Source organism: Microbulbifer aggregans (assembly GCF_020524005.1).
GTDB lineage: Bacteria > Pseudomonadota > Gammaproteobacteria > Pseudomonadales > Cellvibrionaceae > Microbulbifer > Microbulbifer aggregans_A.
Genome location: NZ_JAIVKK010000001.1, coordinates 743,394 through 769,720 on the forward strand (window position 1 = coordinate 743,394; position 26,327 = coordinate 769,720).

18 protein-coding genes are annotated in these 26,327 nt (G+C 56.1%); 12 read left to right on the forward strand and 6 right to left on the reverse strand.

Features of this window, described 5'->3' with window-relative positions; genetic code table 11:
- Positions 1-2 precede the first annotated feature (2 nt).
- Positions 3-881 (reverse strand): FHA domain-containing protein, encoded by an 879-nt coding sequence (locus LC093_RS03170; RefSeq protein ID WP_226661940.1) that lies wholly within the window; start codon positions 879-881, stop codon positions 3-5.
- Between the two features lie 427 nt (positions 882-1,308).
- Here LC093_RS03170 and LC093_RS03175 point away from each other — a divergent pair, with 427 nt between their 5' ends.
- Positions 1,309-2,289, forward strand: coding sequence for a PP2C family protein-serine/threonine phosphatase (locus LC093_RS03175; protein WP_226661943.1), 981 nt, complete (start codon positions 1,309-1,311; stop codon positions 2,287-2,289).
- Between the two features lie 38 nt (positions 2,290-2,327).
- Positions 2,328-4,730 (forward strand): bifunctional serine/threonine-protein kinase/formylglycine-generating enzyme family protein, encoded by a 2,403-nt coding sequence (locus tag LC093_RS03180; RefSeq protein WP_226661955.1) that lies wholly within the window; start codon positions 2,328-2,330, stop codon positions 4,728-4,730.
- Positions 4,731-4,820: 90 nt separating this feature from the next.
- Here the strand turns inward: LC093_RS03180 and rlmKL are convergent, their stop codons facing one another.
- Positions 4,821-7,016: a bifunctional 23S rRNA (guanine(2069)-N(7))-methyltransferase RlmK/23S rRNA (guanine(2445)-N(2))-methyltransferase RlmL gene (gene rlmKL / locus LC093_RS03185; RefSeq protein WP_226661957.1), complete on the reverse strand. Its 2,196-nt coding sequence runs from the start codon at positions 7,014-7,016 to the stop codon at positions 4,821-4,823.
- Positions 7,017-7,471: 455 nt separating this feature from the next.
- Here rlmKL and rmf point away from each other — a divergent pair, with 455 nt between their 5' ends.
- Positions 7,472-7,675, forward strand: coding sequence for a ribosome modulation factor (rmf, locus tag LC093_RS03190; protein WP_226661960.1), 204 nt, complete (start codon positions 7,472-7,474; stop codon positions 7,673-7,675).
- 80 nt (positions 7,676-7,755) lie between these two features.
- Here rmf and LC093_RS03195 read toward each other — a convergent pair whose 3' ends face one another.
- Positions 7,756-8,796, reverse strand: coding sequence for a quinone-dependent dihydroorotate dehydrogenase (locus LC093_RS03195; protein WP_226661961.1), 1,041 nt, complete (start codon positions 8,794-8,796; stop codon positions 7,756-7,758).
- Positions 8,797-8,876: 80 nt separating this feature from the next.
- A complete protein-coding gene (locus LC093_RS03200; protein WP_226662427.1) occupies positions 8,877-13,763 on the reverse strand; it encodes an NAD-glutamate dehydrogenase in 4,887 nt (1,628 codons plus the stop codon).
- Positions 13,764-14,152: 389 nt separating this feature from the next.
- Here LC093_RS03200 and LC093_RS03205 point away from each other — a divergent pair, with 389 nt between their 5' ends.
- The 6 genes from LC093_RS03205 to LC093_RS03230 all read left to right on the forward strand — a co-directional run bounded on the left by LC093_RS03205 (position 14,153) and on the right by LC093_RS03230 (position 21,310).
- Positions 14,153-15,112 (forward strand): AAA family ATPase, encoded by a 960-nt coding sequence (locus tag LC093_RS03205; RefSeq protein ID WP_226661965.1) that lies wholly within the window; start codon positions 14,153-14,155, stop codon positions 15,110-15,112.
- Positions 15,113-15,201: 89 nt separating this feature from the next.
- Positions 15,202-16,167, forward strand: coding sequence for a DUF58 domain-containing protein (locus LC093_RS03210; protein ID WP_226661968.1), 966 nt, complete (start codon positions 15,202-15,204; stop codon positions 16,165-16,167).
- Positions 16,167-16,736, forward strand: coding sequence for a DUF4381 domain-containing protein (locus tag LC093_RS03215; RefSeq protein ID WP_226661970.1), 570 nt, complete (start codon positions 16,167-16,169; stop codon positions 16,734-16,736). Before LC093_RS03210 ends, LC093_RS03215 begins: the two co-directional genes overlap by 1 nt.
- Positions 16,729-17,781: a vWA domain-containing protein gene (locus LC093_RS03220; protein ID WP_226661973.1), complete on the forward strand. Its 1,053-nt coding sequence runs from the start codon at positions 16,729-16,731 to the stop codon at positions 17,779-17,781. The genes LC093_RS03215 and LC093_RS03220 overlap by 8 nt, the downstream gene beginning before the upstream one ends.
- Positions 17,778-19,616 carry a VWA domain-containing protein gene (locus tag LC093_RS03225; protein ID WP_226661974.1) on the forward strand — a complete coding sequence of 613 codons (1,839 nt, stop codon included), beginning with the start codon at positions 17,778-17,780 and terminating at the stop codon, positions 19,614-19,616. The genes LC093_RS03220 and LC093_RS03225 overlap by 4 nt, the downstream gene beginning before the upstream one ends.
- Complete coding sequence (locus LC093_RS03230; protein WP_226661977.1) at positions 19,610-21,310, forward strand: BatD family protein; 1,701 nt, start codon at positions 19,610-19,612, stop codon at positions 21,308-21,310. Before LC093_RS03225 ends, LC093_RS03230 begins: the two co-directional genes overlap by 7 nt.
- A 44-nt stretch (positions 21,311-21,354) precedes the next feature.
- Here LC093_RS03230 and LC093_RS03235 read toward each other — a convergent pair whose 3' ends face one another.
- The gene (locus tag LC093_RS03235) at positions 21,355-22,443 is read right to left on the reverse strand and encodes a glycosyltransferase family 4 protein (protein WP_226661979.1); all 1,089 of its coding nucleotides are present in this window, start codon (positions 22,441-22,443) and stop codon (positions 21,355-21,357) included.
- Positions 22,443-23,558, reverse strand: a complete 1,116-nt coding sequence (locus LC093_RS03240; RefSeq protein ID WP_226661982.1) for a glycosyltransferase — start codon at positions 23,556-23,558, stop codon at positions 22,443-22,445. Before LC093_RS03240 ends, LC093_RS03235 begins: the two co-directional genes overlap by 1 nt.
- Before the next feature lie 240 nt (positions 23,559-23,798).
- On the opposite strand from LC093_RS03240, the gene LC093_RS03245 reads away from it, so the two are divergent.
- Genes LC093_RS03245 through LC093_RS03255 form a run of 3 tightly spaced genes read left to right on the forward strand, consistent with a single transcriptional unit; the run spans position 23,799 to position 26,325 of the window.
- Complete coding sequence (locus LC093_RS03245; protein WP_226661986.1) at positions 23,799-24,566, forward strand: ABC transporter permease; 768 nt, start codon at positions 23,799-23,801, stop codon at positions 24,564-24,566.
- Positions 24,563-25,261, forward strand: a complete 699-nt coding sequence (locus LC093_RS03250) for an ABC transporter ATP-binding protein (RefSeq protein ID WP_226661988.1) — start codon at positions 24,563-24,565, stop codon at positions 25,259-25,261. The genes LC093_RS03245 and LC093_RS03250 overlap by 4 nt, the downstream gene beginning before the upstream one ends.
- Complete coding sequence (locus LC093_RS03255) at positions 25,258-26,325, forward strand: hypothetical protein (RefSeq protein WP_226661991.1); 1,068 nt, start codon at positions 25,258-25,260, stop codon at positions 26,323-26,325. Before LC093_RS03250 ends, LC093_RS03255 begins: the two co-directional genes overlap by 4 nt.
- Positions 26,326-26,327 lie beyond the last annotated feature (2 nt).

Consider the following 26,327-nt stretch of genomic DNA (forward strand, 5'->3'; position numbering starts at 1 on the left):
TTCTACAGCAGGCCCTGGCTTCGAGCCCAGAAATACCCGGCCACGGCCACGCCGGCCAACAACATGCCCGCCCACAACCAACCGGAACCACTGGCTGTTGTACTATTTCCGTGGAGAGAAGCGCCGCTGCCGGTTTCGGTAGAGACAGCGGCTGGACGCGTGGCGGCGGAACGAAGCCGATCACGATTGAGCTCTTGCTCCAGGCTTGTTTCTCCAGGTACTGCTTCTGGCATGGTTACCGCCTGACGGACCGTGGTTTTATCGAGATCGTCGGCGGGCCCGACCACACTGAAACTCAGACTGTCGAAACGCAGTTCATCGCCACGCCGCACCCGGCACTCCGTGACCCGCTGATTGTTTAGATAGGTTCCGTTTGCAGAACCCAGGTCGACCACAAACAACAGCCCTTCCCGCACTTCGAGACGCGCGTGACGACGGGACAAGTGGGACATGGCAAAAGTCAGGTCGCACTCTTCGGAGCGTCCCACCACGCTGGTTTCACGCACGGGAAACACCCTGCCGACAATTGCCGGGTGATTGGCCCGCAGCGCCCAGGAAACATTCGCCCCTGCGCCCGCGGCTTTCATGCGGGTGATTTTCGGGTCGATAACAGTCAGGTTGCGCTCGCCGAGTTGAACCCGGTCGTTGCGCTGAAGCGGGCAGCTGCCATCTACCAAGCGTCCGTTTACGGCTACCTGGCCGCTTCCCGCAAGGTTGTGCAGTTCAAGGTTTTCCCCGTCAACCACAATTTCAGCATGCAATTTAGCGACAGACGTATCCGACAGTGTCAGGTCGCAACTACTGGCACGACCGATAGTCACCTTCGGTGCCACCAGCCATACGCTGTGACGACTATCTTTTACGTCGCATAATTTGAGCATTGCCTAGATTTCCTTGAATAGATCCCGCGCCACCCGGGCCCAGCGAGCATTCCCAATACAACGCAACCGCCCTGTTACGGCCGTTTAATGTCGAAGACAATGGGCGTGCAGGCAGGTTACAAGTCTATAAATGATTCCAGGCCCAGACCGCCCGAAATCGATGAGTTGAGTCTATCACGGAGATTTTCGTTAGCGTGTGATTCGGTTTGCAGCTTACAATGCTGCAAGGCTCTAGTATGGAAGCGTCGGATTTAGCTGTGCTGATCACAAAACGATCTGCGGCAGCGATATTGAAAGTAGCAGGACCTGCACCTGGAAGGCAGTCCCGCTCCTGAATCCGCAAGCTATAGCTGGCTCCACCCGAGGGAACGGGCAGCGTGCGTGGCGCTTTCGAAAATAACGACAGGTAACAGGTAGTTGCATACCAGTGAGTGAAGCCAAAGTACGGGAACGCCCAAGTGGCGTGAGCCACTCCGCAGTACACGTAAACAAGCGCAGCGCGGGGGCCACCCACACCGGATACCGCCGCGATCAGAACGAGGATGCGTTCTGGGGCGACGAAAGCCGGGGTGTATGGGTAGTTGCAGATGGGCTCGGAGGCCACCAGGCGGGAGAGATCGCCAGCCAGACTGTCGTCGAAGAAATTCAACGTTCGTCCGCCACTGACCGTCACTACGAACAGGCACTGAGGCGGGCGCACGCGTTACTGATCGGTGAAGAAAGCAGCTCGACCGCGATGGGCACCACCGCGGTGGTGGTTGCAGAAGACGGAAACTATTTTCACGTTTACTGGGTTGGCGACAGCCGGGCCTACGTCTGGACGCCGGCGACACCCGCGGAAAACTCCCAGGAAACAGAATCTACAGCGCCCTCCTCTCCTTCCAATTTTGGCCATCTCACTCAGCTGACCGTTGATCACTCCTATGTACAGATGTTGGTGGATTCCGGGGCAATCAATGCCGACGAAGCGGCCAACCATCCCAACAAACACGTGATCACCCGCTGCATCGGCGGCTCCGCCAATCCCGCACTGGAAATCGACCGCGCCTCATTCGCGTGGAAGCCTGGACAAAAACTGCTGATTTGCAGCGATGGACTCAGCAACGATGTCAGCGAATATGAAATATGCCAGGTGCTGGCCGAAAATACGGATAACCAGCGCGCGGCCGAACTACTGATTGCCGCGGCACTGGATGCCGGCGGCCGCGACAACATCACCGTGCAACTGGTCGGCTCTCCCGAGCAGGCCAAACAATTCTCACAAAATCACGACAGCCGCACAGTCGCCCCGATACACACGTCAGGGCAATCGGCCGCCAGTAACGGCAAACTTGCGCTCAAACTCGCTACAATTGCAGGGTTTTTGGCAGCCTGTGCTGGCGTCGCCTGGTGGCTGCTACAAGCGTGAAGCCGGGAATAAAACGGGAATCTACGGGGAATACTTGAATGGAAGTTGTCAGCACGGGTGCTGCCTCACTGGAAATTCCCGGTTACCAGATCCTGAAGAAGATCAATCAGGGTGGCATGTCTACCGTCTACCTCGCTACCCAGCGCAGTATGGGGCGGCAGGTGGCACTGAAAGTCATGTCCCCGGTTCTGAACGCCGACCCCATTTTCAGCGAACGCTTTCAGCGCGAAGCCAACATCGTCGGACAGCTGTCGCACCCCAATATCGTCGCCATTCACGATATCGGCCGTTACCGCAGCCTCAACTATATCGCCATGGACTATCTGCCCGGCGGATCGGTAGCAGACGCGCTGACGAAGGGCGCAATTGAGCCCCTGGAAGCCCTGCACATCACCCGACAGATTGCGATGGCGCTGGATCATGCGAGCAACAAGGGGTACGTGCACCGGGACCTCAAACCGGAAAATATCCTCTTTCGCGAAGACGGTTCCGCCGTTCTAACCGATTTCGGGGTCGCCCGCGCAGTGGCGCGCACTACCCGTATGACCAATACCGGCATGGTAGTGGGCACACCCCATTACATGAGCCCGGAACAAGCGCGTGGCGCAGCCGTGGACGGACGTGCGGATCTCTACAGCCTGGGCGTTGTATTCTACGAAATGCTCACCAGCGCAGTACCCTTTCAGGCGGAAGAAGCCGTAGCGATCGCGATCAAGCATTTAACCGACCCCATTCCCAGGTTGCCCGCGCGCCACTCTCTGTACCAGGGACTGATCGACCGTTTTCTCGCCAAAGACCCCGAGCAACGTTTTCAACGGGGGCTTGATGTTGTCGATGCCATTGATCAACTGCTACACGCGATAGACGGCAAAACGCCGACTACGCCAACCAAACTCAACAATACCTCCGTCCGTGTTTCAAGCTTGCTCCGCGCGCTGGTGATGACCCTGTACGGCACCCTGTGTGATCGCCTTGCCGCTGCCTGGGCCCGCTGGCGCGACAAACCCGTACACGAAAACAGCGGCCGCGCCGAACAGCAAACCATACTCCGCATCCAGCAGGTCATGCAGCAGGCACAACCTGTGAAACGACGTTCATGGCTGTTGGGAATCACCGCCTGTACCAGTGTCATCTTTGCCTGGGTTCTATTCAGCCTGATCAGCAACAAATTCTCCTGGAAGACCGAGTCCGAAATCGTGGACGATGCGGCCGGTATCACGTCACAGCTGTTGTTACCTGAGCCCGGCGCTGATGCCGAGAAACTGCCAGGGCCGATTCAGGACCAACAGACAGCCACCTCGGGCGCTATATTGCGCACGGCAACACCTGCCCCGCAGACCGTGGAAGCCCCGCAAGAGCCAGTGGCAGACGCCCCCCTGGTGGTCCACGCCACACAGGCAGATGATGAAGCTGCCAGTATCGCGCCCGCGCAGCGGGAGCCGGCAACGGATACCACAGCGGCGAGCGACCAGGAACAAGTGGAAGTGCAGCCGGAAACCTACTCACTCACGGTATCCGCCAAGCCTACGGGCGCACGCATTCGTATTATGAATATTGCGCCGCGATATACCCCCGGAATTGACCTGCCTCCGGGGCGCTACGATGTGGAAATCAGCAAGCCCGGTTACGACATTCTGCGACGCTGGATCGAAGTGGATGATGCCGATGTAACACTGGCCGTGGAGCTTGAACGCAAATACATGGGGGGGCGTAAATTCCAGTCTCCGCTCAAAAGTGGCGGCAGAGGACCGGAAATGATCGTGGTGGAAGCTGGTAACTTCACCATGGGGAATGATCGACGCCCGTTTACCAGCCCGGCACACAAAGTCACCATTAGAAGACCCTTCGCCATCGCCGCCCACGAAACTACGTTCGCGGACTACGACCGGTTCGCCAAGGCCACCGAGCGCCCCCTGCCGAACGATGCCGGCTGGGGGCGCGGCAACCGCCCCGTGGTCAACATAAGCTGGAATGACGCGCAGGAATATGCGACGTGGCTAAGCAAACAGACGGGCCAGAAGTATCGCCTGGCCAGTGAAGCGGAGTGGGAGTATGCGGCTCGCGCCGCTACCGATACACCATTCTGGTGGGGCAACGGTAGCGCCAGAGGCAAAGCAAATTGTCGTCGCGGCTGTGCCAGCGAGTTTAATACCCTGTTTTCGGTAGCAAGTGCACCCGTGGGCAATTACAAGGCCAACGAGTTTGGCCTTTTTGATACCGCCGGCAACGTTGCCGAATGGGTACAGGACTGCTTTCTCGGCGACTACAGCAATCACCGCGCTGACGCACGCCCGGTGCAAATCAAAAACTGTGAGCTGCGCGCTGTACGCGGCGGCTCCATGCGCGAGCCACTACGCAATATCAGCTCGGACTACCGGACCGGCCTGAACGAAAAGGCCTCGTCGAAAGAAGTTGGGGTTCGCCTGGTTATGGAGCTCTGATCCCCGTTCCGATCAAAGCCCCAACTCCAGGTTTTCCCGGCAGTGTCGCCGTCCGGACTTCACCTGCCCCCGTTAACCCACTGATCCCTGTTACTCGCCTTTCCGACTGATTTCCCAGACATTGTGGATTTTGGGATTGCGCTGGAAATCCTTATCCAACAGCTTGGCCGACAGGTTTTCTACCACATAGGTCTCCAGAATCTGCTCGTCCATCTTGAAACTGCGCAGATTATTGGAAAACAGCAGCTTGCCGCCCGGTGCCAACAGCGCCATGCACTGCTCAATCAATTTGACGTGATCTCGCTGGATATCCAGGACGCCGCGCATCTTCGCCGAATTCGAAAACGTCGGGGGATCCAGAAAAATGACCCCGTAATGCCCTCGGCGATTTTGCTGTGCCGCTTCAAGCCACTGCAGGCAGTCAGCCTCAATCAACTGATGACGGTATGCGTCCAGGCCGTTTTGGCGGAAGTTCCGCTGCGCCCAACCCTGGTAGGTCTTCGACATATCCACGCTGGTGCTTTCGGTACAGCCACCCAGATAAGCCTGCACCGTTGCCGTTGCGGTATAGCAAAACAGGTTGAGCAGCTTCTTGTCCGCGGCCACTTTTCTCAGGTACTGCCTGACCGGACGGTGATCCAGGAACAGCCCCGTATCCAGGTAATCCCAGAGGTTGATCTCGAGCTGCGCTCCGTATTCATCAACCCAGAAGGTACCCGCACTGGCGTCGCGCTTCTGATACTGGCTGCCACTTTCTTTATGGCTGTGACGGCGGCGCTCTTTGATTGACACCTGACGTGCCGGCAACTCCAACACATGACGGGTAGCCCGCACCAGGTCTGCGAGCCGGGTACGCGCTTTGCCTTCCGGAATATTCGCTGGGGCTCGATACTCCTGAATGTGCGCAAACTTCTCACCTTCAAGCGACTGGTAAATATCAATAGCGGCCGAATACTCAGGCAGGTCCGCATCGTACAGTCGGTAGCAGCTGATACCGTTTTTGTTGGCCCATTTGCCGATATTTCGCAGGTTTTTCTGCAACCGGTTGGCGACCATCTGCGCCTCTTCATTCAGCGGCCGCGCGGGCTTGCCACCCTCTCCCGCCTGTCCGCCGGTGCTGGCATGTACATCAAACAGCAACAGCTGGCTCGGGATGCTGCCGTTGAACAGTTTGTACTGCTTGTGTGATCGCAACCCCATGTTGTGGCAAAGCTCGGGGTTTCCGGTAAACACCCCTGCTCGCCAGCCGGCAAATTCCTGTTTTAATTGCGCCCCCAGCTCTGCATAGGTTTCCCGCAGTGCCTCCTGCTCACCCAGGCGCTCGCCATACGGCGGGTTGGTCAAAACCAGCCCGGGCTTGATTTCCCGGTGGCTCGGCGCCTTGAAGGCATTCACCGGGCGACAACTAACGCGAACAAACTTCTCCACACCCGCACGGGCAATATTGGACTCGGCCGCAAACAGCACCTTGGCATCGGCGTCGTAACCACGAATCTCCGGCAATTCCAGCTCCAACCCGGCACTGCGACGCTGCAGGGCTTCTTCCCGCAAGCCTAGCCAGATATCGTTCTGATGATTCAACCAGCGCTCAAAACCAAAACTTTCCCGCAGTAACCCGGGAGCGATATCCGCGGCCATCAGGGCAGCTTCGATCAATATGGTTCCCGAGCCACACATGGGATCCAGCAAGGCTCCGCCATCTTTCGCAATCTCGGGCCAGCCGCTGCGCAACAGCAATGCCGCTGCGAGGTTTTCCTTCAGGGGCGCCGCACCAATGTGCGTACGATATCCGCGCCGGTGGAGACTATCCCCAGTCAGGTCTATTGCTACCTCCAGGTTGTCGCGGTGCAACCGCAACATCACGGAAAGATCCGGGTCGCGCTTGTCGACATCCGGGCGCGCACCGGTTGTATTGCGCAACCGGTCAACAATGGCATCCTTCGCCTTCTGAGCACCAAACTGGCTGTTGCGGATTTCCTGATTAGTCCCGGAAAACTGCACCCAAAGAATGCCTGTGGGACTGATATGCTCCTCCCACGGCAGGGCCACTACCGTGTTGTACAGATCTTCGGCCCCGGAGATTCGGGCCTGTCCGAGATTCAGGAGTACGCGGTTAGCCAACCGGCTCCAGAGGCAAACGCGGTATGCCGTTTTCAGAGGGCCGGAAAAGCGCACAGCGGCTGGCTGCTCCCGCTCAACTTGCGCACCCAGGTTACGCAATTCTTCAGCCAGCACGTTTTCCAGGCCTTTCGGGCAAGTAGCGGTAAATTTGAACTCTACGGTCAAGGGAGTCTTCTCAGTCAGCGGTTAATTGCCATTTTGGCAAAGACAGGCTGGCCGTTCTGGCCAGGTGGTACTCAGGTGGCGCAAGCATACCCTAAACAGGTATCACATTTCCTCTTGCCATCTTGGTAGGCGATACGATTTCCTCACCTAGATGATTTTCTCCTAACACTGCAGTTTTTCAGAAAAAACCGTTCGTTCCGCCGCCAGCACTATTCTGTTTAACTGCAGGGGTTCTCGCTTTGGCCGTTCCACAATAAGCTGGAAAACGGGCAATCGGGAATTATCCGGGTTGAGTTACCCAACCGAGTTACCCAGCTAAGGAGAACATTACATCGATACCGCGCTGGGCTAGTGATAACGCTGGTTCGGCACCGACAATAAACGCGCGAAGGCTTAGCTGAATATACAGCCACACGACGCGTATTGATTGAATGAAAGTTCGAGGTACATCATCGATGAAACGCCAAAAACGTAATCCCTCCGACCGCGCATTCCACAAAGGTTACGTAGCCGCTATGGAAGGCAGGAATCACGACAGTTGCCCGTACGAGATGGAGTCACTCCATCAGGAGTGGGTCAACGGCTGGCGGCAGGGGCGGCAGGATTACTGGAGCGGCTTCGGGCCAGCAGCACAGGCACAACGAATTGCCAATCTCTGATAGCTAACAAGCATACCTAAAGAAAAATCCCGGGCGGGCCCGGGATTTTTCTAGTGACGGCAGTACCGGAAAAATACCGACTATCTGGCAACTGCGCGCCCTTGATGCAGCTTGGCAATCGCCTCTGCAGCCTCGCGAATCACCGCCGGCCCCCGGTAAATAAATCCAGAATAGATCTGTACCGCCGTAGCCCCGGCACGGATTTTATCGGCCGCGCTCTCGCCATCAAAAATACCGCCAACACCTATGATGGGTATCCGGCCATTTAATTCCGCAGACAATTTGCGGATGACTTCCGTCGAGCGCTGAGTCAGTGGCCGCCCACTCAAGCCGCCCTCTTCCGTCCCATGCGCCATGCCTGCCACAGAAGATTTATCAACGGTCGTGTTCGTCGCGATCACGCCGTCAATGCCATACTCGAGAAACGACTTCGCCACTTGCTCAATGGCTTCATCATCCATATCCGGCGCAATCTTTACAGCCAGGGGCACATAGCGATCATGTTCTTCGGCAAGCTCGCTCTGCTTTTCTTTCAGGACTGCCAGCAGCTGGTTCAGGCTATCGCCAAATTGCAGGTCTCTCAGGCCCTTGGTGTTGGGGGAAGACACATTCGCGGTAATGTAGTCTGCGTATGCATACACCTTCTCCATACATAGACAATAATCGTCTGCAGCCTTTTCAACCGGGGTATCAAAATTTTTGCCGACATTGATTCCGAGCACGCCGGAGTAACGCCGATGTTTGACCCGCTCCAGCAAATAATCGACACCAAGGTTGTTGAAACCCATCCGGTTGATAATGGCCTCGGCTTCGGGCAGGCGGAATAAGCGTGGCTGCGGATTGCCCGGCTGCGGGCGCGGTGTAACGGTACCCACTTCCACAAAGCCGAATCCAAGCGCCCCCAACCCGTTGAAGGCCTGGGCATTCTTGTCCAGCCCTGCTGCCAATCCAACCGGGTTGGGCAGGGTCAGCCCCATCAGCTCGACAGGGTCATCGGGGATGCTTTTGGTAAACAGGGACATCAGACCAAGGCGCTCGGCAGCGCCAATGGCATCAATAGAAAGATGGTGAACCCGCTCCGGGTCCAGCGCAAACAGGGCTTTGCGCAACAGGTCGTACATGGGCTTCCTTTATATATGGTTGGTTCGCCGGGCAGGCGATATTAGCGCCCTGCCCGGCTTACTGCGGCGACAATCGTCACCTATTCCGCAAGGGACTCCTGGTCTGCAGTGGCATTGGCCAGATACATCAATTCCCTCAGCGCGACCGTAAACATGGCAAAGTCACTGGCCGGCGCGGACTTCAGTTCCTTCAGCAGGCTGTTCCAGCGCTGAATGGGCTGCGCCATGATAGCGCCCCAACGGGCCACTGCGCTATCCACATCCAAACCGTCGTCTCCGGCGAGGCGCAGAATATGGATCGCCAGCGTGGACAACTGACTGTCCAGATCGTCCATGCTGGTCTCCCGCGCCTGCGCCTGCCAGAAGCTGTCTACCGGCAGGTCGATGATCTGGTTGCCGAACCAGTACAGCCCCAGCTTGTCTGCCAGACTGAAATACGCTCGTGCCACTTCTTCAACCGGGCGATCGCTGATGCGCGCAGACTGGGAAATACCCAACGCCGAGAACAGGTAAGTTGGTGACGCCGCCAGCAATGCCAGATTCTCCGGCACTTTCGCACCCAGCAATTGTTCATGGCGCGACTGCCAGTCTCGCAGCGGCTCGCCGCTGAGCACGTCCGGCAATGCGCGAATCACGCGCTGCACAGAATCCTTGAACAGCTCGCGCTCCACCGCCGGATCCAGATCACCACGGCGATTGCGCACAAACCAGCGGGTAGCACGACGCACGCGGCCAATCATGGAATTCATCAACTGCAATTGCAGTTCTGCCGGCACCTGGTAATCCAGCGCTGCCACACCTTCCTGGAATTCCTGCATCAGATACACATCACGGGCACTGATGTAGGCCGCCGTTATCGTGTTGATGTCGGCTCCGGTTGCACTGCTTACGCGGTGATAAAAGGTGATACCCATGCTGTTTACCAACTCGTTGGCAACCTGGGTCGAAACGATTTCACGGCGCAGCTGGTGGTCGTAGACCAGCGCTTTGTACCGCGCGACCAGCGCTGGCGGGAACGCGGACTCCACCGCTTCCTGAACCCGATCATTGTCGATGATCCCGGAACCGAGCAGGTCTTCTTTCAGCTTTACCTTCACATACGAGATCAGCACCGAAAGCTCCGGGCGCGTCAGGTACTGCCCTTTATTCTGGCGCTCACCCAGGGTTTCATTGTCCGGAATAAATTCCAGTGCCCGACGCAGACGCCCCTCGCCCTCCAGCGCATTGATGATCCGCCGATATTCGTCAAACCGATCACCAATCTGGTACTCCGCCACGCTCAGCGCCTGGGTCTGGTTGTAGTTATTGTGCAGCACCAGATCGGAAACAGAATCCGTCATTTCCTCCAGCAACTGATTGCGCTGTTTGTCGGTCAGGTCGCCGTTGGCCACCACTTTGTCCAACAGAATTTTGATGTTTACTTCGTGGTCCGAGCAGTCCACACCGCCGGCGTTATCAATGAAGTCGGTATTACAACGCCCGCCAGACAAAGCGAACTCGATTCGCCCGCGCTGGGTCATCCCAAGGTTGCCACCTTCCCCAAATACCTTACAGTGCAGTTCGCTACCGTTCACACGCAGGTTATCGTTGGACTTGTCGCCGACCTGTGCATTGCTCTCACCTGTGGCCTTGACGTAGGTACCGATACCGCCATTCCAGATCAAATCCACCGGCGAGCGCAGCATGGCACTGATGAGTTCGTTGGGGGTCAGCTGATCCGCGTCAATGGCAAATGCCTGTTTCATTTCCGGGGAAATTTTCACCGATTTCGCGCGGCGATCAAAAATACCGCCGCCTTTTGAAATCAGGCTCAGGTTGTAATCGGTCCAGCTGGAACGCGGCAGTTCAAACAGGCGCTTGCGCTCCTGGAAACTGCTGCTGGCGTCCGGCGTCGGGTCGACAAAGATGTGCATGTGGTTGAAGGCACCTTTCAGGCAGATGTGCTCCGACAACAACATACCATTGCCGAACACGTCGCCCGCCATATCGCCGATACCAATTACCGAGAAGTCTTCCGTCTGAACATTCACGCCCATCTCGCGGAAGTGGCGCTGGACAGACACCCAGGCGCCGCGGGCGGTAATACCCATCTTCTTGTGGTCGTAACCGTTACTGCCACCGGATGCAAACGCATCGCCCAGCCAAAAGTCGTACTCGCGAGCAATGCCATTGGCGATATCGGAGAAGGTCGCAGTGCCCTTGTCCGCTGCAACCACAAGGTAGGGGTCGTCTTCATCGCGGCGCACAACCCGCGGCGGCGGAATGACTTCGCCATCCTTGAGGTTATCGGTCACATCGAGCAGCGCACGGATAAAAGTCTTGTAGCACTTGATTCCGGCTTCAATCATCGCCTCACGGCTGTTGTCCGCCGGCGGCCGGCGCACGACAAAGCCGCCCTTGGCCCCACTCGGTACAATCACCGCATTTTTCACGTTCTGGGCTTTCACCAGACCCAGGACTTCCGTGCGGAAATCTTCCAGCCGGTCAGACCAGCGCAGGCCACCCCGCGCCACCTTGCCACCGCGCAGGTGCACGCCTTCGACTTGTGGCGAGTAGACAAAGATCTCGAATTCCGGGCGCGGCTCGGGAATATTGGGTATTTCCTGCGGACTGAACTTGATCGAAATGTAGTCCTTCGGCTGGTCGTTTTCGTCCAGCTGGAAGAAGTTGGTACGCAGGGTCGCGCGGATCAGGTCGAGGTAGCGGCGGATCACCTGGTCTTCGTTCAGGTTATCGACACCGTCCAGACCATCGTGGATTTTGCTGATCAGGCGCTCAACCCGGGACTGATCCTGGCGATCGGCGGAATTGATCCGGGGGTCGAACAGGGCACGGAACAATGCAACCAGATTGCGGGTAATCTCCACATGGTTGGCGAGCGTAGCAGCAATATAGGACTGGCTCGCGCTGAATTTGGTCTGCTTCAGGTAGCGGGCATACGCGCGCAGCATGGTGACTTCCCGCCAGTTGAGGCGCGCAGCCAACACCAGACGATTGAACGAGTCACTCTCGGCTACACCATCCCAGATCGCGGCAAACGCATCCTGGAACAGGGAGCGCGAGGCCTGAGCGTCGATACGGGTTGGCAGGCCGAATTCCAGGCGGAACTCGTGCATCCACACATCCTGCTGGCCGCGCGGGCGAATTGTGTAGGGGAATTCGCCCATCACCCGCAAACCCAGATTTTCCAATACCGGAATAACATCCGACAGAGTCAGGCCACTGCCGAGATTGAATACCTTGAAGCGCAGGCTACCAGGCTCGGCGCCAACCGGCTGGTAAAAGCTCATCGCTACGCGGTTATCCGCGGTCAGCTCTGCAATGGAGGCAATATCCTGCACCGCGATACGCGGCTCGAAGTCTTCCCGGTAACCGGCCGGAAATGCCTGACCGAATACACTGCCCAGGCGGCTGCCCTCTTCTTCTCCATGGGTCTCATTCAAGGACTTTTGGAATACATCTTCCCAACTGCGGGTAATATCCACGATTTGCGCCTCCAGTCGCGCCATATCAAATTCCACCGGGTCGCTCGGGTCTACCCGGAATACAAAATGCACCCGGGCCAGAATGGATTCTGAAAAATACGTAGTGAAGTCAGAGTCTTGTGCATGTATCGCGCGGGCGATGTGATCGCAGATATTCTCGCGCACATCACTGCTGAACTGGTCCCGCGGTACGTACACCATCGCACTGACAAATTTGCCGAACGGGTCTTTACGCATGAAAAGTCGCAGGCGTGCGCGTTCATTCATACTGAGTACGCCGCGGGCTGTGTCAAACAGCTCCTGGGTACTGCTCTGGAACAGTTCATCCCGTGGGAAAGTATCAAGGATACGCTTGAGTGCTTTACCATCATGGCCGCTGAGCGATAACCCGCTCTGCTCCATCACCGAAGCCAGCTTGCGTCGGATAATCGGTATCTTGGACGGGCTCTCGGTGTACACCGGGGAGGTGTAGAGACCCATAAAGGCGGATTCACCGATCAGTTCGCCGTTGGTATCGTAGCGCTTGATACTGACATAGTCAGAATAGGCTGCACGGTGCACCCGGGACTTCACCGACGACTTGGCAAAGGTCAGGAAATTCGGGCCCTGATAAAAGCGCTGCTTGCCTTCGTTAAACGCGTATTCCGGTGTGGGCTCGGCCAGCTCGGGCAGCTTCTTGAAGATACCCAACCGACGGTTTTCCACTTCACACAGGACTTTCTTGTCGCCCTGCTGGCAGAACTCATACTCGCGATAGCCGAGGAAGGTAAAGTTGCCATCACGCATCCACTGCAGGAACGCCGAGGCCTCCTCAAGATTTGCTTCATGCTCCTCCGCAAACCCCGTATGCAGCTGGTCTTCCATAGCGGCACAGGTATCGAGCATGGGTACATAATCGTCCACCACCAGTTCGACATCACCAAGTACATCCTTCAGCGCCCGGGAAAGCTCGGAGAGGTTGGAGGACGAAGTATCCAGGTTGATTTCGAGGAAAATCATCGCCTCGCTGGAGACAGATGCATCGTCCTGACGCTCGGTTTCCTCCTTGCGGGCAGGCAACAGGTTCTGCAGGTAGCCCATTTCATCCCGTTGCAACTGCAGCACCGTACTCTTGATTGCGTGGATAACGGTATTGCGGCGGTTGATCTCCATCCGCACAGAATCTACAAGGAAAGGCATGTCACGCTGCAGTACACAGACCGCCGTGTGGGAGCACTCCCAGCCGTGATCTTCTAGGCGCGGGTTAAAAATTCTGACTTTCGGCTCGCTCGCATCCCGCTGCTGGATGAAGTCCCAACAGGTGTAAATGCAGCCATAGACATCCACCAGGCGCCGCCCGGCCAGGTCTTCCAGCGGGTACTGACTCAGGAACTGCTCGGCAAAGGACACTACGGGCGCAGATTTTTCACCCAGTTTGTCGCGAATCAGACCACTGATCTGCTCCAGTAACTCGTCCCGGCTATCGGTAATCACCGTCGCCATATTCACGTGTAACCTCCCATCGGCACGCAATTGTATTTGCGTCTAAGTTTTAACTGTTCTGTTTATGCTCTGTCGTTCATGCCTGCCGGCAGCCGCTGGCCGCAGGTTACTGGCGGTTGGGCTGATTCCTCAGGGTTCGCGCTTGCCCTATTCCCGGCGGTAGCGTTTGCTGGCGCCACCGATGAGCGCCGAACCAACATCAACATCAAATAGTTGAACCAAGTGCCAGAAAATCGGTCAAATGCACCCGGCGGTTTGCCTATCGACGCACTGCCGCTAAAATCAACCGTGCCCGCCAAACTGCGACGAGTGACTATATATAAAGATCATAGATAGCACCCGGCTCGGGCAGCGTATTGAAACAGGAAATTGGCAAAAGAAGTGACGATATGGACACACGCCAGCAGATAAAAATTCTGAGCGATTGGCTGGAACAGCAGATTATTGGCCAAGCGACTTTGGTCAATCGAATTCTCATAGGATTACTGGCCGATGGGCACCTTCTGGTGGAGGGCGCCCCGGGGCTCGCCAAGACCAAAGCCATCAAGACGCTGGCCGACGGAATCGAGGGGGATTTCCACCGGGTACAGTTCACCCCCGACCTTCTCCCCGCTGACATCACCGGGACAGATATCTATCGCCCCGAAACCGGTGAATTCCACTTTCAGCCCGGCCCGGTATTCCACAACCTGATCCTTGCGGATGAAATTAATCGCGCCCCAGCCAAAGTGCAGTCGGCACTACTGGAAGCCATGGCCGAGCGGCAGGTCAGTGTCGGGCGCAAAACCTACACCCTCCCGGACCTGTTTCTGGTGATGGCCACCCAGAACCCGATTGAACAGGAAGGCACCTACCCTCTACCAGAGGCGCAGCTCGACCGATTCCTGATGCAGGTCAACATCCATTACCCGGATGCCGAGGCGGAAACCAAGATCCTGAAGCTGGCGCGCTCTGAAGCCAGCCAGGGGGAAAACCGGCCGACCAATATCGTCAGCCAGGAAACCCTGTTCGCAGCGCGACGGGAAATTCTCGACATGCAGATGGTCGAGGCCGTAGAGACCTATATCGTCCAATTGATCATGGCGACCCGGGAACCGGCACGTTACTCCGCAGAACTGGCGTCCTGGCTGGACTTTGGCGCCAGCCCACGTGCAACCATTGCCCTGGATCGCTGCGCACGGGCCTATGCCTGGCTTGCGGGGCGTGATTACGTCACACCTGACGATGTCATGGCGATTGCACCGGACGTCTTGCGCCACCGATTGCTCTTAAGCTTCGAAGCCGAAGCCGCAGGGGCCAGTGCCGACCAGGTGATCAGGCAACTGCTGCAAGAGGTACCGGCGATTTAGACGGCAAGCCCTGTACTGGCCGGAACGGCTGGAGAAATAAAACCGGACAGCTGTCCGGGCTGTATCCAAGCAATTTAAGACAGCGATAAGTGCACAAAGCGATCAACCACAGCGAACTCAACCTGCGCGGCGCCTACCCTTCGGTGGCGCCGCTGGTGCGCCTGCGCCACATTGCTCGACAGCTGAAACTGTTCAAGCCGCGAGCCAATCGCAGCGATCAGGCTGGCAATCTTCTGACCCGCTATCGCGGGCGAGGCATGAATTTCGAAGAAGTGCGCAACTATCAGCCTGGCGATGACGTGCGCGCGATTGACTGGCGTGTAACCGCACGCACCGGTAAAACACACACCAAGCTGTTCCAGGAAGAACGCGAGCGTCCGGTGGTTATCCTGCTAGACCTCCGCTCGCCAATGTTTTTCGGCAGCCAGAATGCGTTCAAATCCGTCGCAGCCTGCAGCATCGCCTCGGCCCTGTGCTGGGCTGGCCTGCAGCATGGTGACCGCATTGGTGCCCTGCTGTTTACCGACACGGATGTGGAAACCGTGCGACCTCGTCGCAGCCATCACGCAGTACTGGCGGCCATTCATGGCATGGTGTCTGCCGCCTCCGACCTCGAGAGTCCGATCCCCAAAAACGGCAGCCAGTCCATCGCAACCCTGCTGGAAGAAGCACGACGCATTGCCCGCCCCGGCAGCGCCCTGTTCCTGATCAGTGATTGCCACGACCTGGACGAACACTGCGAGCAGACGTTGTACCTGCTGACCCGGCACGCAGACCTTCAGGTACTGAGGGTGGCAGACCCTTTGGAGCTGCATATCCCGGATCAATCCCTCACCATTAGTGATGGCCAACAGCGGACCTTCCTCAGCAGGTCCAGCCGCGAAATGCGTCGCGATTTCGCCCAGCATCAACAACAGGTTCGCGAGCAAACGGCCCAATTGTGCCGCCGGCTGCGTTTGCCCCTCGTGGACTTTGACAGTACACAGCCAGTCGTACCGACACTGCTGAGTACCTATGGTGAGCGCCAGCCTTCCCCCGCTCGGAGGAACACCTGATGCTGCCGACCATGCAACAGGCGCCTCAACCCAACCAGCCCGCCCTGACTCCGGAAATGCAGGCATTGTTGGGGCAGCTCAAAGACATTCACGAACCCAGCGCCATTGGCTGGTGGCCCCCGGCTCCCGGGTGGTGGCTGCTCGGCGCGCTGATCCTGCTGGCAATAGCTGGGGCAGCCTTCCTCTATTCGCACATGCGCCAGAAGCGACTCAAAAATCGCTACCGGATCGAAGGTATCCGGTTGCTGGACAATATCGACCCCTCGTCGCCCCAGGCCGTGGAGGCGATCAATATCGTGTTGAAGCGCGTGGCCGTTGCGGCCTATGGTCGCGACCCGTGCGCACCACTGACCGGCCAGCGCTGGATAAAATTTCTTGAGGACACCGCACAACTTGAAATGGACGCACCTGCACGCCGGGCACTGCTGGAGAGCCTGTACCAGCACAAAGATGCCGATTCACAGGATTTTGCGGCCCTTCGCGACTTCGCGGTAAATTGGGTGCGCGAACACGAGATCCAGGACACTGCTGCGCCACTCCAAAAGCCGGTGGGGGTAAGCGGTGTTTGAGTTTGGATTTCCCTGGGTATTTCTCCTGCTGCCGCTCCCGCTGATCGCACGCTGGCTGTTACCGCGTAGCGAGCCATTGAGCAGCGCACTGAAAGTCCCCTATTACCAACAGCTGCCCCGGAGTAAAGGTTCGTCCGCCGGCAACAGAATCAATCTCGCACTACTGTGGCTTATCTGGGGGCTACTCGTTGTGGCGGCGGCGCGCCCGCAATGGTTCGGCGAACCCATCACCCAAACCAGTAGCGCGCGCGACCTGCTGATTGCCGTTGATATCTCCGGCAGCATGGAAACGCCTGACATGATTCTCAATGGCAATCCCGCCATGCGGATCACCGCCGTCAAGGATGTGGTTGGCGATTTCGTGTTGCGCCGCAAAGGCGACCGCCTGGGACTGGTGCTATTTGGCACCCGCGCCTACCTGCAGGCACCGCTGACCTTTGATCGTGAAACCGTGGACACCCTCCTGAACGAGGCGCAAATCGGGTTTGCCGGTCAAGGTACCGCTATCGGCGACGCAATTGGCCTGTCCGTCAAGCGGCTTACTCAGCGACCAGCGGAGCAACGGGTATTAATCCTGCTTACCGATGGCGCCAATACCGCAGGCGAAGTAACCCCTCTGAAAGCAGCCGAACTCGCCAAGCAGGCGGGTGTTACCGTGTACACCATTGGCGTCGGCGCAGAAGAAATGGTTCAGCCCGGGGTACTGGGCTCACGCTTTGGTGCACGCCGGGTAAACCCTTCCCGCGACCTCGACAGCAAGACCTTGCAGGCAATCGCGGATAAAACCGGCGGGCAATACTTCCGCGCCCACAATCCCCAGGAGCTCACAAACATCTATACAGAGCTTGATCGCCTGGAACCCGTGGAGCAGGACGCGGAAACTTACCGCCCACTAAAATCTCTTTACGTCTGGCCTCTCGCCGCGGCCTTACTTCTTGCCGCACTGTGGGGCCTGGTACCCCTGGCACTGGGATGGTTCGCCACTCGATCCAGCCAGGCGACAACCAGAACTCCCCAGGCAGAACAGGGAGGACAGACACTGTGAACCCATCTGACATCGCTGACTTTCACTTCCTGCGGCCACACCTGTTGTGGCTCATCCTACCGACAGCATTGGCCTGCTGGGCGCTGGCGCGCACCATTCTCGCCAGTGGCGGACTGCAGAAAGTTATCGATCCTGACCTACTCCCTCATCTATTGATGCGCGGTGGCGAAAAGCGCCCGTGGCTGTTCGCCCTGATCTTCGCCCTGCTGACAATCGCGATCACTGCCCTCGCAGGTCCAACCTGGCGCAAACTGCCCGCGCCGGTCTACACCAATCAGGACGCGCTCGTCATTCTCCTGGATCTGTCACCATCGATGATGGCCACCGACCTATCTCCCAACCGATTGACCCGTGCACGCCTAAAGATCCTGGATATCCTGAAACAGCGCAAAGATGGCCTGACGGCCCTTGTCGCCTATGCGGGCGAAGCCCACGTAGTGGCACCGCTTACAGACGATACCGCCACAGTTGCCAATCTGGTACCGCCCCTTTCACCTCGTATCATGCCTGTTCCGGGTAGCAATATAGAGATGGCGGTAGAGACAGGAATACGCCTGATTCGTGATGGCGCCAATGGCCACGGGCAATTACTGGCAGTAACCGACGGCATCGACAAGGCAGCCCTTGGCACGATAAAAAGCGACCTCCGCGGTAGCGGTATAAAATTCTCAATACTCGCGGTGGGCAGTGGCGAAGGCAGCCCCATTCCCAAAACCAATGGCAGCGGTTTTGTCACTGATGACAGTGGAGCCATCGTCATCGCAGGCTTTGATCGCGAGGAGCTATCCAGCCTGGCGAAAGGTACCGGTGGACACTTTGCACAGATCTCCGTCAACGACAGCGATATTGCCCGCCTGCTCCCGGAAGAAGCGCCGCTTGAACGCGCTGAACTAACAGAGCGCCAGTTCGACCAGTGGAAAGAAGAAGGCCCCTGGTTAGTACTGATGATTTTGCCGATCGCCCTGCTACTTTTCCGCCGCGGTACCCTTGCTTGTGCACTTCCCCTTGCGTTGCTATTACCGATCACCAAAAGCGATGCAACAACCTGGCAGGACCTTTGGAAAACCCCCAACCAGCAGGCCGAGCAACTGCTACAGGAGGGCAAACCGGAACAGGCTGCGGAACTGTTTAAAAACCCCCAGTGGCGCGGCACCGCCAGCTATCGCGCAGGCGAATTCGACACCGCCACAAAAAATTTCTCGCAAAGCGCTGACCCTCAAGGCCTCTACAACCTGGGCAACAGCCTCACCCAGCAGGGCCGCTTCGACGACGCGATCAAGGCGTACGATGAAGCACTCAAACAGAACCCCCAGCTGGCCGATGCCGAACACAACCGGGAAATCGCTGAAAAGCTGAAGGAACTGCAGCAGCAAAATCAGCAGCAAAAGCAACAGGATCAGCAGCAAGGCGACCAGCAGTCAGAGCAAGAGAACAGCCAGGAACAGGAAAACCAGCAACAACAGGACGGCTCCCAGCAACAGGACCAGCAGGACTCTCAGCAAAACAGCCAACAACAGGACCAGCAGCAGTCCGGCAACAAGCAGGAGCAGTCCGCTCAGCAACAAGAAGCGCAAGACGAGCAACAGCAACAGGCGCAACAGCAAAACGCTGAAGGCGAGCCAGGCGAAGAGCAAAATGCAAAAACCCAAGAGGGTGAAGAAAGCCCCCTGGATCCCGAGACGCAACAGGCGCTGGACCAGTGGCTGCGCCAGATACCCGATGATCCAGCCGGGCTAATGCGCGAAAAATTCAAATATGAGAGCCTGCAACGCCGGCGCGCCTACCGCGCCGGAGAGTGGCAACCCCCGGAAAATGGAGCTACCCAGCGATGGTAAGCCGTGTACAACCTTCGACCATGTCAAATTTCGTCAAAGTCTTGCTACTGCTCGTCGGCACACTGAGCACTTTACTGTCCTCACAACTGGCCACTGCTCAGGAATTAACCGCCACTGTGGACCGCAACGAGCTGGCGATAAACGAAACATTCACCCTGACGCTTCGCTATAGCGGCTCGCAGAGCGGTGGCCAGCCCGATTTTGACCTGCTGGAACAGGATTTCGAAATCCTTTCCCGCCAGCAGTCAAACCAGTACCGCGTATTTAATGGTCGCGCCGAGAGCTTTGTTGAATGGACTGTAGCCCTGGCACCACTGAAAGAAGGCAAGCTGTTCGTACCTTCATTGCACCTTCATGGCCAGGTTTCAGACGCCATTCCGATCACCGTCAACAAGGCCGGGCAGTCCCCGAGCGGCAACAACCGACAGGCATTTCTCGAGGTTGAGCTCGACAAGGACAAACTACATGTACAGGAGCAGCTCCTCGTCAAAGTGCGCCTGTATACCACCGTCGGCCTCCACGATATCGCCGCTGACCCCTTACAGATTCCCGGCGCTCACATCGAAAAGGTGGATGAACAGCGCTATGAGCGGCAGATTAATGGTGTTGGACACGCTGTATACGAACTGACTTATGCGGTATTCCCGGAAAGTTCAGGTGAGCTGCAAATACCACCGCTGAACTACATTGCCGTTACCGGGCGACGAGACCCCTTCTCCCTGTTTAACCGCAACGCACAACGCATCCGCCTTCGCTCGGAAGCCAGAACCATACAGGTGGAACCCAAACCCGAAAGCTACAGCGGCAGCCACTGGCTCCCCGCCGCCAGCCTTGGCCTGGTACAGAGCTGGAGTAAAGACCCGGAAGAATTCAAAGTCGGCGAGCCGATCACGCGTATTATCACGCTGCGCGCAGAAGGCCTGCGCGCAGCCCAGCTGCCACCGCTGCCGAAACTCAATGTCGAAGGCCTCAAAACCTACCCCGACCAGCCCCAGCAGGAAGACAGCCCAGGCACCAGTGGCATCACCGGTAGCCGCATAGAAACTACGGCCATCGTCGCTACCAAGCCTGGCGATTATCAGTTGCCTCCAATCACCATCACCTGGTGGGACACCAAGACAGGAAGGCAGCGAGCCACACAATTACCCGCATTTAGATTCCGGGTTACTGGGGCTCCCGTAATTGACTCGGCTACTCCGGGGGCAAACCTGCCTGGAGAACCAACGGTGACTCCGGCTGCTCAAGAGGTAGAGCCCGGGTTCTGGCAGAAAGTTGCGATTGCGGCTATAGCCTCTCATCTTCTGTGGATCATCTATTTTTTCTATACAAGAAAAAATGAAACGCTCGGAGATAAAGGAAAACAGGGCAGAAGAGCGCAAAATCCGATGGATTCAGAATACCTCACTGAGCTCACCAAAAATGGCAGCCCTCAAGAAATTCAGGCTGCACTGAGGCAGTGGGTTGGCCTTCGATGGCCAGAAGTACGAACACTGAGCCTGGAAAGTGCTGCGCAGCAACTCGGCATACCTGAATTGGCCCAAGCCGTCGAGATGTTACATAGCGCGATCTACAAAGCACCACCGAAACCGCTCAATCGACGGCAACTGCAGATACTAACGGAAAGATTGCCGCATATCGAAGATAAGACAGCTGCCTCCCAGACAGAGGCGCTACCCAGCCTGTTTAGTGGATGACTGGCATCAATACTAGAGTAAAACTCGCCTGCCCATGCCCACCGCTACCGGACAAGCAAAGATTCCATCAGGGATAAGGTCTGCTGAGCCGCGCGGTCCCAACTGAACAGCTTCGCCCGTCCCTTCGCCCGCTGCTGAAGGTCTTGTACCAGGGCTGTATTGTTGGTCAACGCTACCAGCGATACAGCCATTTCATCAATACTTTCGGGATCCACCAGCACCCCCGCATCGCCAGCAACCTCTTCCATTGCACCGCGGCTCGAAGTCATAACTGGAGTGGCCTGGCTAAAAGCCTCAACGATCGGCAACCCAAAACCTTCATAAAGCGAGGGCATCAATAGAGCCCTGGCATTGCGGTACAAGGTCGGCAGTTCCTCATCTTCTACATAGCCCATCACTTCAACGTATTCCCCCAACCCCTCACTCCTGATAAGGCCATCCAGCTCAGGGAACCCCCAGCCTTTGCCTCCACAGATTTTCAACGGTAATGGCTGAGTCACTTGAGATTGATATCGACTATATGCAGTAAGAAGACGAGCAAGGTTCTTCCTGGGTTCTATGGTACCGACAAAGAGGAAGTAATCCCCCACAGAGCCGGGATCACCTGAAATATCCAGAAAAGGCGCTTCGAGAATCGCTTGCACCTTGTCGTAACAGGCCGGAAATGATGTCGTTACTTCACTCGCCGTACTCTCGGAAACCGCGATCACGGCATCTGCCACCCTCAACGACGGCGGCATCAGGAGCCGCTCGATCTGCCGGCCCAGCCGCGACATGGTCTCTGGAAACCTCTCCCAGACAAGGTCATGAACAGTGACCACCTTGACCATCGAACTAGCCAAGCGAAGTGGTAGGTGATGGCGCGGGGACCAGAATAATTCGATTTTGTCTCTCTTCGCCCACAGGGGGAAGGCAAGCTGGGAATACAATGACCCCAAGCTGGACATGCGAACATTGCCACAACGTACCGTCACATTCGGTGAGGATTCAAACTCCCTAAGTAGGGGCTGGTGACTGTACAAGTACCATTCGTGTTCACTATTGACCAGTCGCTCAACAATGGCGTCGGTATAGCGACCAATTCCTGTGGTGGGAATGGAGAGTGGACGAGCGTCCACAGCAATTCTGGCCATTATTCCACCACACCTCTCTCCCGGAGCACCTCTCGGTAGAGCTTTTGGTAGGCGGCAGCCATGTGCTCCCCGGTAAACAGTGCCTCGTAGCGCAGACGACCCGCCCGTCCCATGCGGTCGGCAAGCGCATGATCTCCCCACAGATTATCCATGGCCCAACGAAGCGCATCGGGACTGGCCGGAGAGACTACATGACCAGTCTCACCATCCTGGTTTACGTAGCTGGTTCCGGTACCTATCTCACAGGAGATCAGAGGTTTTCCGCACATCAATCCCTCAATTAAGGTGACGCCGAAGGCCTCGGAGCGTAAGTGCGAAGGGAAGACAACCGCCCGGCACAGTTTTAAAAGGGCGACCTTCTCCTCATCACTCACAAACCCAGCAAAAACCACATTTTCTGCTCCCAGCTCCTCAGCCAAAGCCCTAAGCCGCCCAAGCTCCGGCCCTTTCCCCGCTATAACCAACCGGTAGGGCTGTCCCGCAGCAGCTCGGATCAGGTAATCAAGTCCCTTGTAATAACGCAACACACCGACAAACAGCATGAAATCCCGACCAAAGCGCAGCTCTGTTGCAGCCAACTCGGCATCAGTGGGCTCAGGGTACCCTTGTTCCGAGATCCCCAAGGGGATCACCTTCACCTTGTCTCTGTACGCAGCCAATACAGGACTGCTAACTAGGTAATTCTGAGACGTCGCAACAATACGGTCGGCGCGGGATAAAAAGCGGTTCATCAGCGGGCGATACAGGGCCCCGAGGAATCGCTGGCGCACGATATCGGAGTGATAGGTGACCACCAGCGGTCTGGACCGCCCTGAAAGCAAATAGACCAGGTCGCCAAACGGCCAGGGAAAATGAAAGTGAAGAACATCTGCTGCTTTCTTGTACAGAAGCTTGAAAAGGCCCGGGCCCACACAACAAGACGCAATACTGAACCAGCGTCGAGCCGATCGATAACATACACCACCGTGCTCGCCCTGTGACTCGCCCCCGTCAGTAAGTGTGAGAACATCACTTTCCGCGCCTCGCGCGATCTCGAAAACAACTTGCTCCAGACCACCTTGACTTTCAGGGAAGAAAGTCCGATAGCACTGAACGACTTTGACTGAGTCTTCCAATCGATTACCTCATATGCCCATATATACGAATAAGACCGAGTCAGCGCCCTGCGCGGAGATACCAGCACCGACGAAAATGCCGATCAGGGTATACTGTTGATTTGCGAAATCTTGTATATTCGCCGGCCCGGCGAAGATTAGCAATATAGAGGGATTCAAGACAACGGCAGGTCTGGATAGGACTGCATAGTCTAGCTAACTGGCTGCGTGCCCCGGCAGAATGTGAGATCGTCAGAATAGATGTTTAAAAACTACCTCAGTATTATCTGGATACGCGGAATTGGCGCCCTGAAGGCGGACGCAGAAAACTCCTACCTCGGCTCCCTGTGGTGGGTTCTTGAGCCGATTCTCCTTACCGCACTGTTTTACGTAGCCTTTGCAACAGGCCTTAAAGGTGGAGGAAAAGGCTCCGACTTTGTATATTTTTTGATCTGCGCCCTTATTCCATTCAAGTGGACATCGTCTTCGATTACCGGCAGCAGCTCTTCCATTACGAGCAATAAGGGGATTCTCGGCCAGTTCTATCTGCCAAAATGGATTTTCCCCACCGCGGTCAACTTCTCCATGCTATTGCGGTTTCTTTTTGTTCTTCCCATCCTCTGTATATTCGTTGCGATGGGAGGATACGAACCACAAGTTGTCTGGTTTTTTGTACTGCCGATCTTAATTTGTCAGCTATTTATCAACCTGGGATTCAGCTATCTGACCGCGGCAATGGTTCCGCTGATTCCTGACCTGAAACACTTGGTTAGTCTCGGCATGACAGCGATTCTTTTCACATCAGGTATATTTTTTGATATCAACTCCAGGCCTGAATCTGTACAAGAGCTGCTGAGACTGAATCCATTCGTAACAATATTTGACAGTTATCGTGCAGTACTTTTGCGGGGAGAGTTTCTAGAGCTTCACACCCTGCTATACCCCTGCCTCTTCGCAGTCTTCGCGTACACGATAGGGGCAATCACATTACGTAGATTTGATAGATACTACCCGAGGACCCTGTTATGAGCGACAGGATGCTCCAATTCGAGAATGTGGGTGTGGCTTTTCGCCGTCGTCTCAACCCATTCAGCAAAAAGCAACTCATCCTGAAGGATCTATCGTTTGACCTGTATCGGGGGGAGACCCTAGGTGTGATTGGCCGAAACGGTGCCGGTAAATCCACTTTGCTGAAGCTTCTGGCGGACATCATCCACCCAGATACCGGCAAAATCTGGCGAGCCAAAGGGTTGCGTTCACAGCTGCTCTCCCTAAATCTCGGTTTCAACAAAAACCTGAGCGGCTATGACAACACGGTTATGGCGCTGGTCACGCAAGGCATGAGAATAAGCCAAGCCAAGTCCCTGGTTTCCGAAATCGCCGAATTCGGTGAGATCCCCCACCTGATGGAGCAACCGGTGGGCACCTATTCCGCCGGTGAACGCGCAAGACTGGGTTTCTCCATTGCCATCCGCACAAATCCCGACATTCTGCTGCTGGATGAGATTCTTGGCGTCGGAGATAAACAATTCAAAGAGCGCTCTTCCAAAGAACTAAAAAAGCGAGTCAACTCTGAACAAACTGTCGTACTCGTATCTCACTCTATTCGAACGTTGCGTAATCTGTGCGACAGAGTTATGTGGATCGAGAATGGCCGAGCCAAAATACTGGGCCCGACGAAAGAGGTACTGGATAGCTACTCACAAGAAGCTGAACTGGCATGAAGATTTACGTCCATATTGGTTCGGACAAAACCGGAACAACCGCCATACAGGCAGCTCTCAAGAATAATCGCAAGCATTTAAAAGAACACGGGATGGTATACCCTTCCCTTGAAAAAGAGCCCCACCAAGAGGCTCTTGCCAGAGAACTGCTAACTGGAAAAAAAGGAGCAGCTTGGGAGAAATTAGAGGCAATTCTAAACCAAAGCCCCGACCACTTAATCCTTAGCTCAGAGATGTTTTGCAGTATCAGTGAATCCGCAGTTCAACTATTTAAGGAATGGCTCGGCGACCATGACGTAACGATTGTTGCTTATTTGAGAAGCGCCGATCAATACCTGGAATCAGGCGTCATGCAGAGGCTTAAAGCCAGTAAATCTGACCAAGACTTTTTTCGACTATACAGAAAGATCAAATGGATTCCCGCGCTCTTTAACCCGATGGTCTACATCTCAGGGCTAAAACCCAGGTTTGTATTCAGATGGGCACGTGCTTTCGGAGAGAAAAATATAAGAGTACGGCCATACTCCGAAGCACAGTGGAAAGATGGCAATCTTATCTCGGACTTCATGGCGACAATTGGACTGAACTCTATTCAGGAGTCGCTACAACACTCTTCACAAAAACGAAATGTAACCCCGAATATTTATGCCGTCTATGCGATGGCAAGTTTCTGGTCATCTACGCACCCCCCGATAAGGCACCGGTTTTCCGAAGTGATGACACGACAGTACGACCAGGTAAAAACCAGCCAGATAACTAGCAACTTCAAGAGAAACCTGGCACGGCTAATTTCCGAGCCCACCTTCTCGAGAATTTCTCGCGAATTCGGGTGCCCCAAGCCAAGCCAAAACGATGCCGATTCATCTAATTACGCCCCATCGGAAAAAGAAATTATCCAGCAAGGTCAAAAGTTGCTGCTCGAATTTTCGGTGCATCAGCAAAAGCGTATCAAGGCGCTTGAGAAAAATATTCACCTGAAAGGCAGTAAAGAAAGAAGCCTCATACCTGGCAAAAGCAACAAGCTTCGGCAGCCAACAAGACATGATACAGCCAAAGAATCATAACG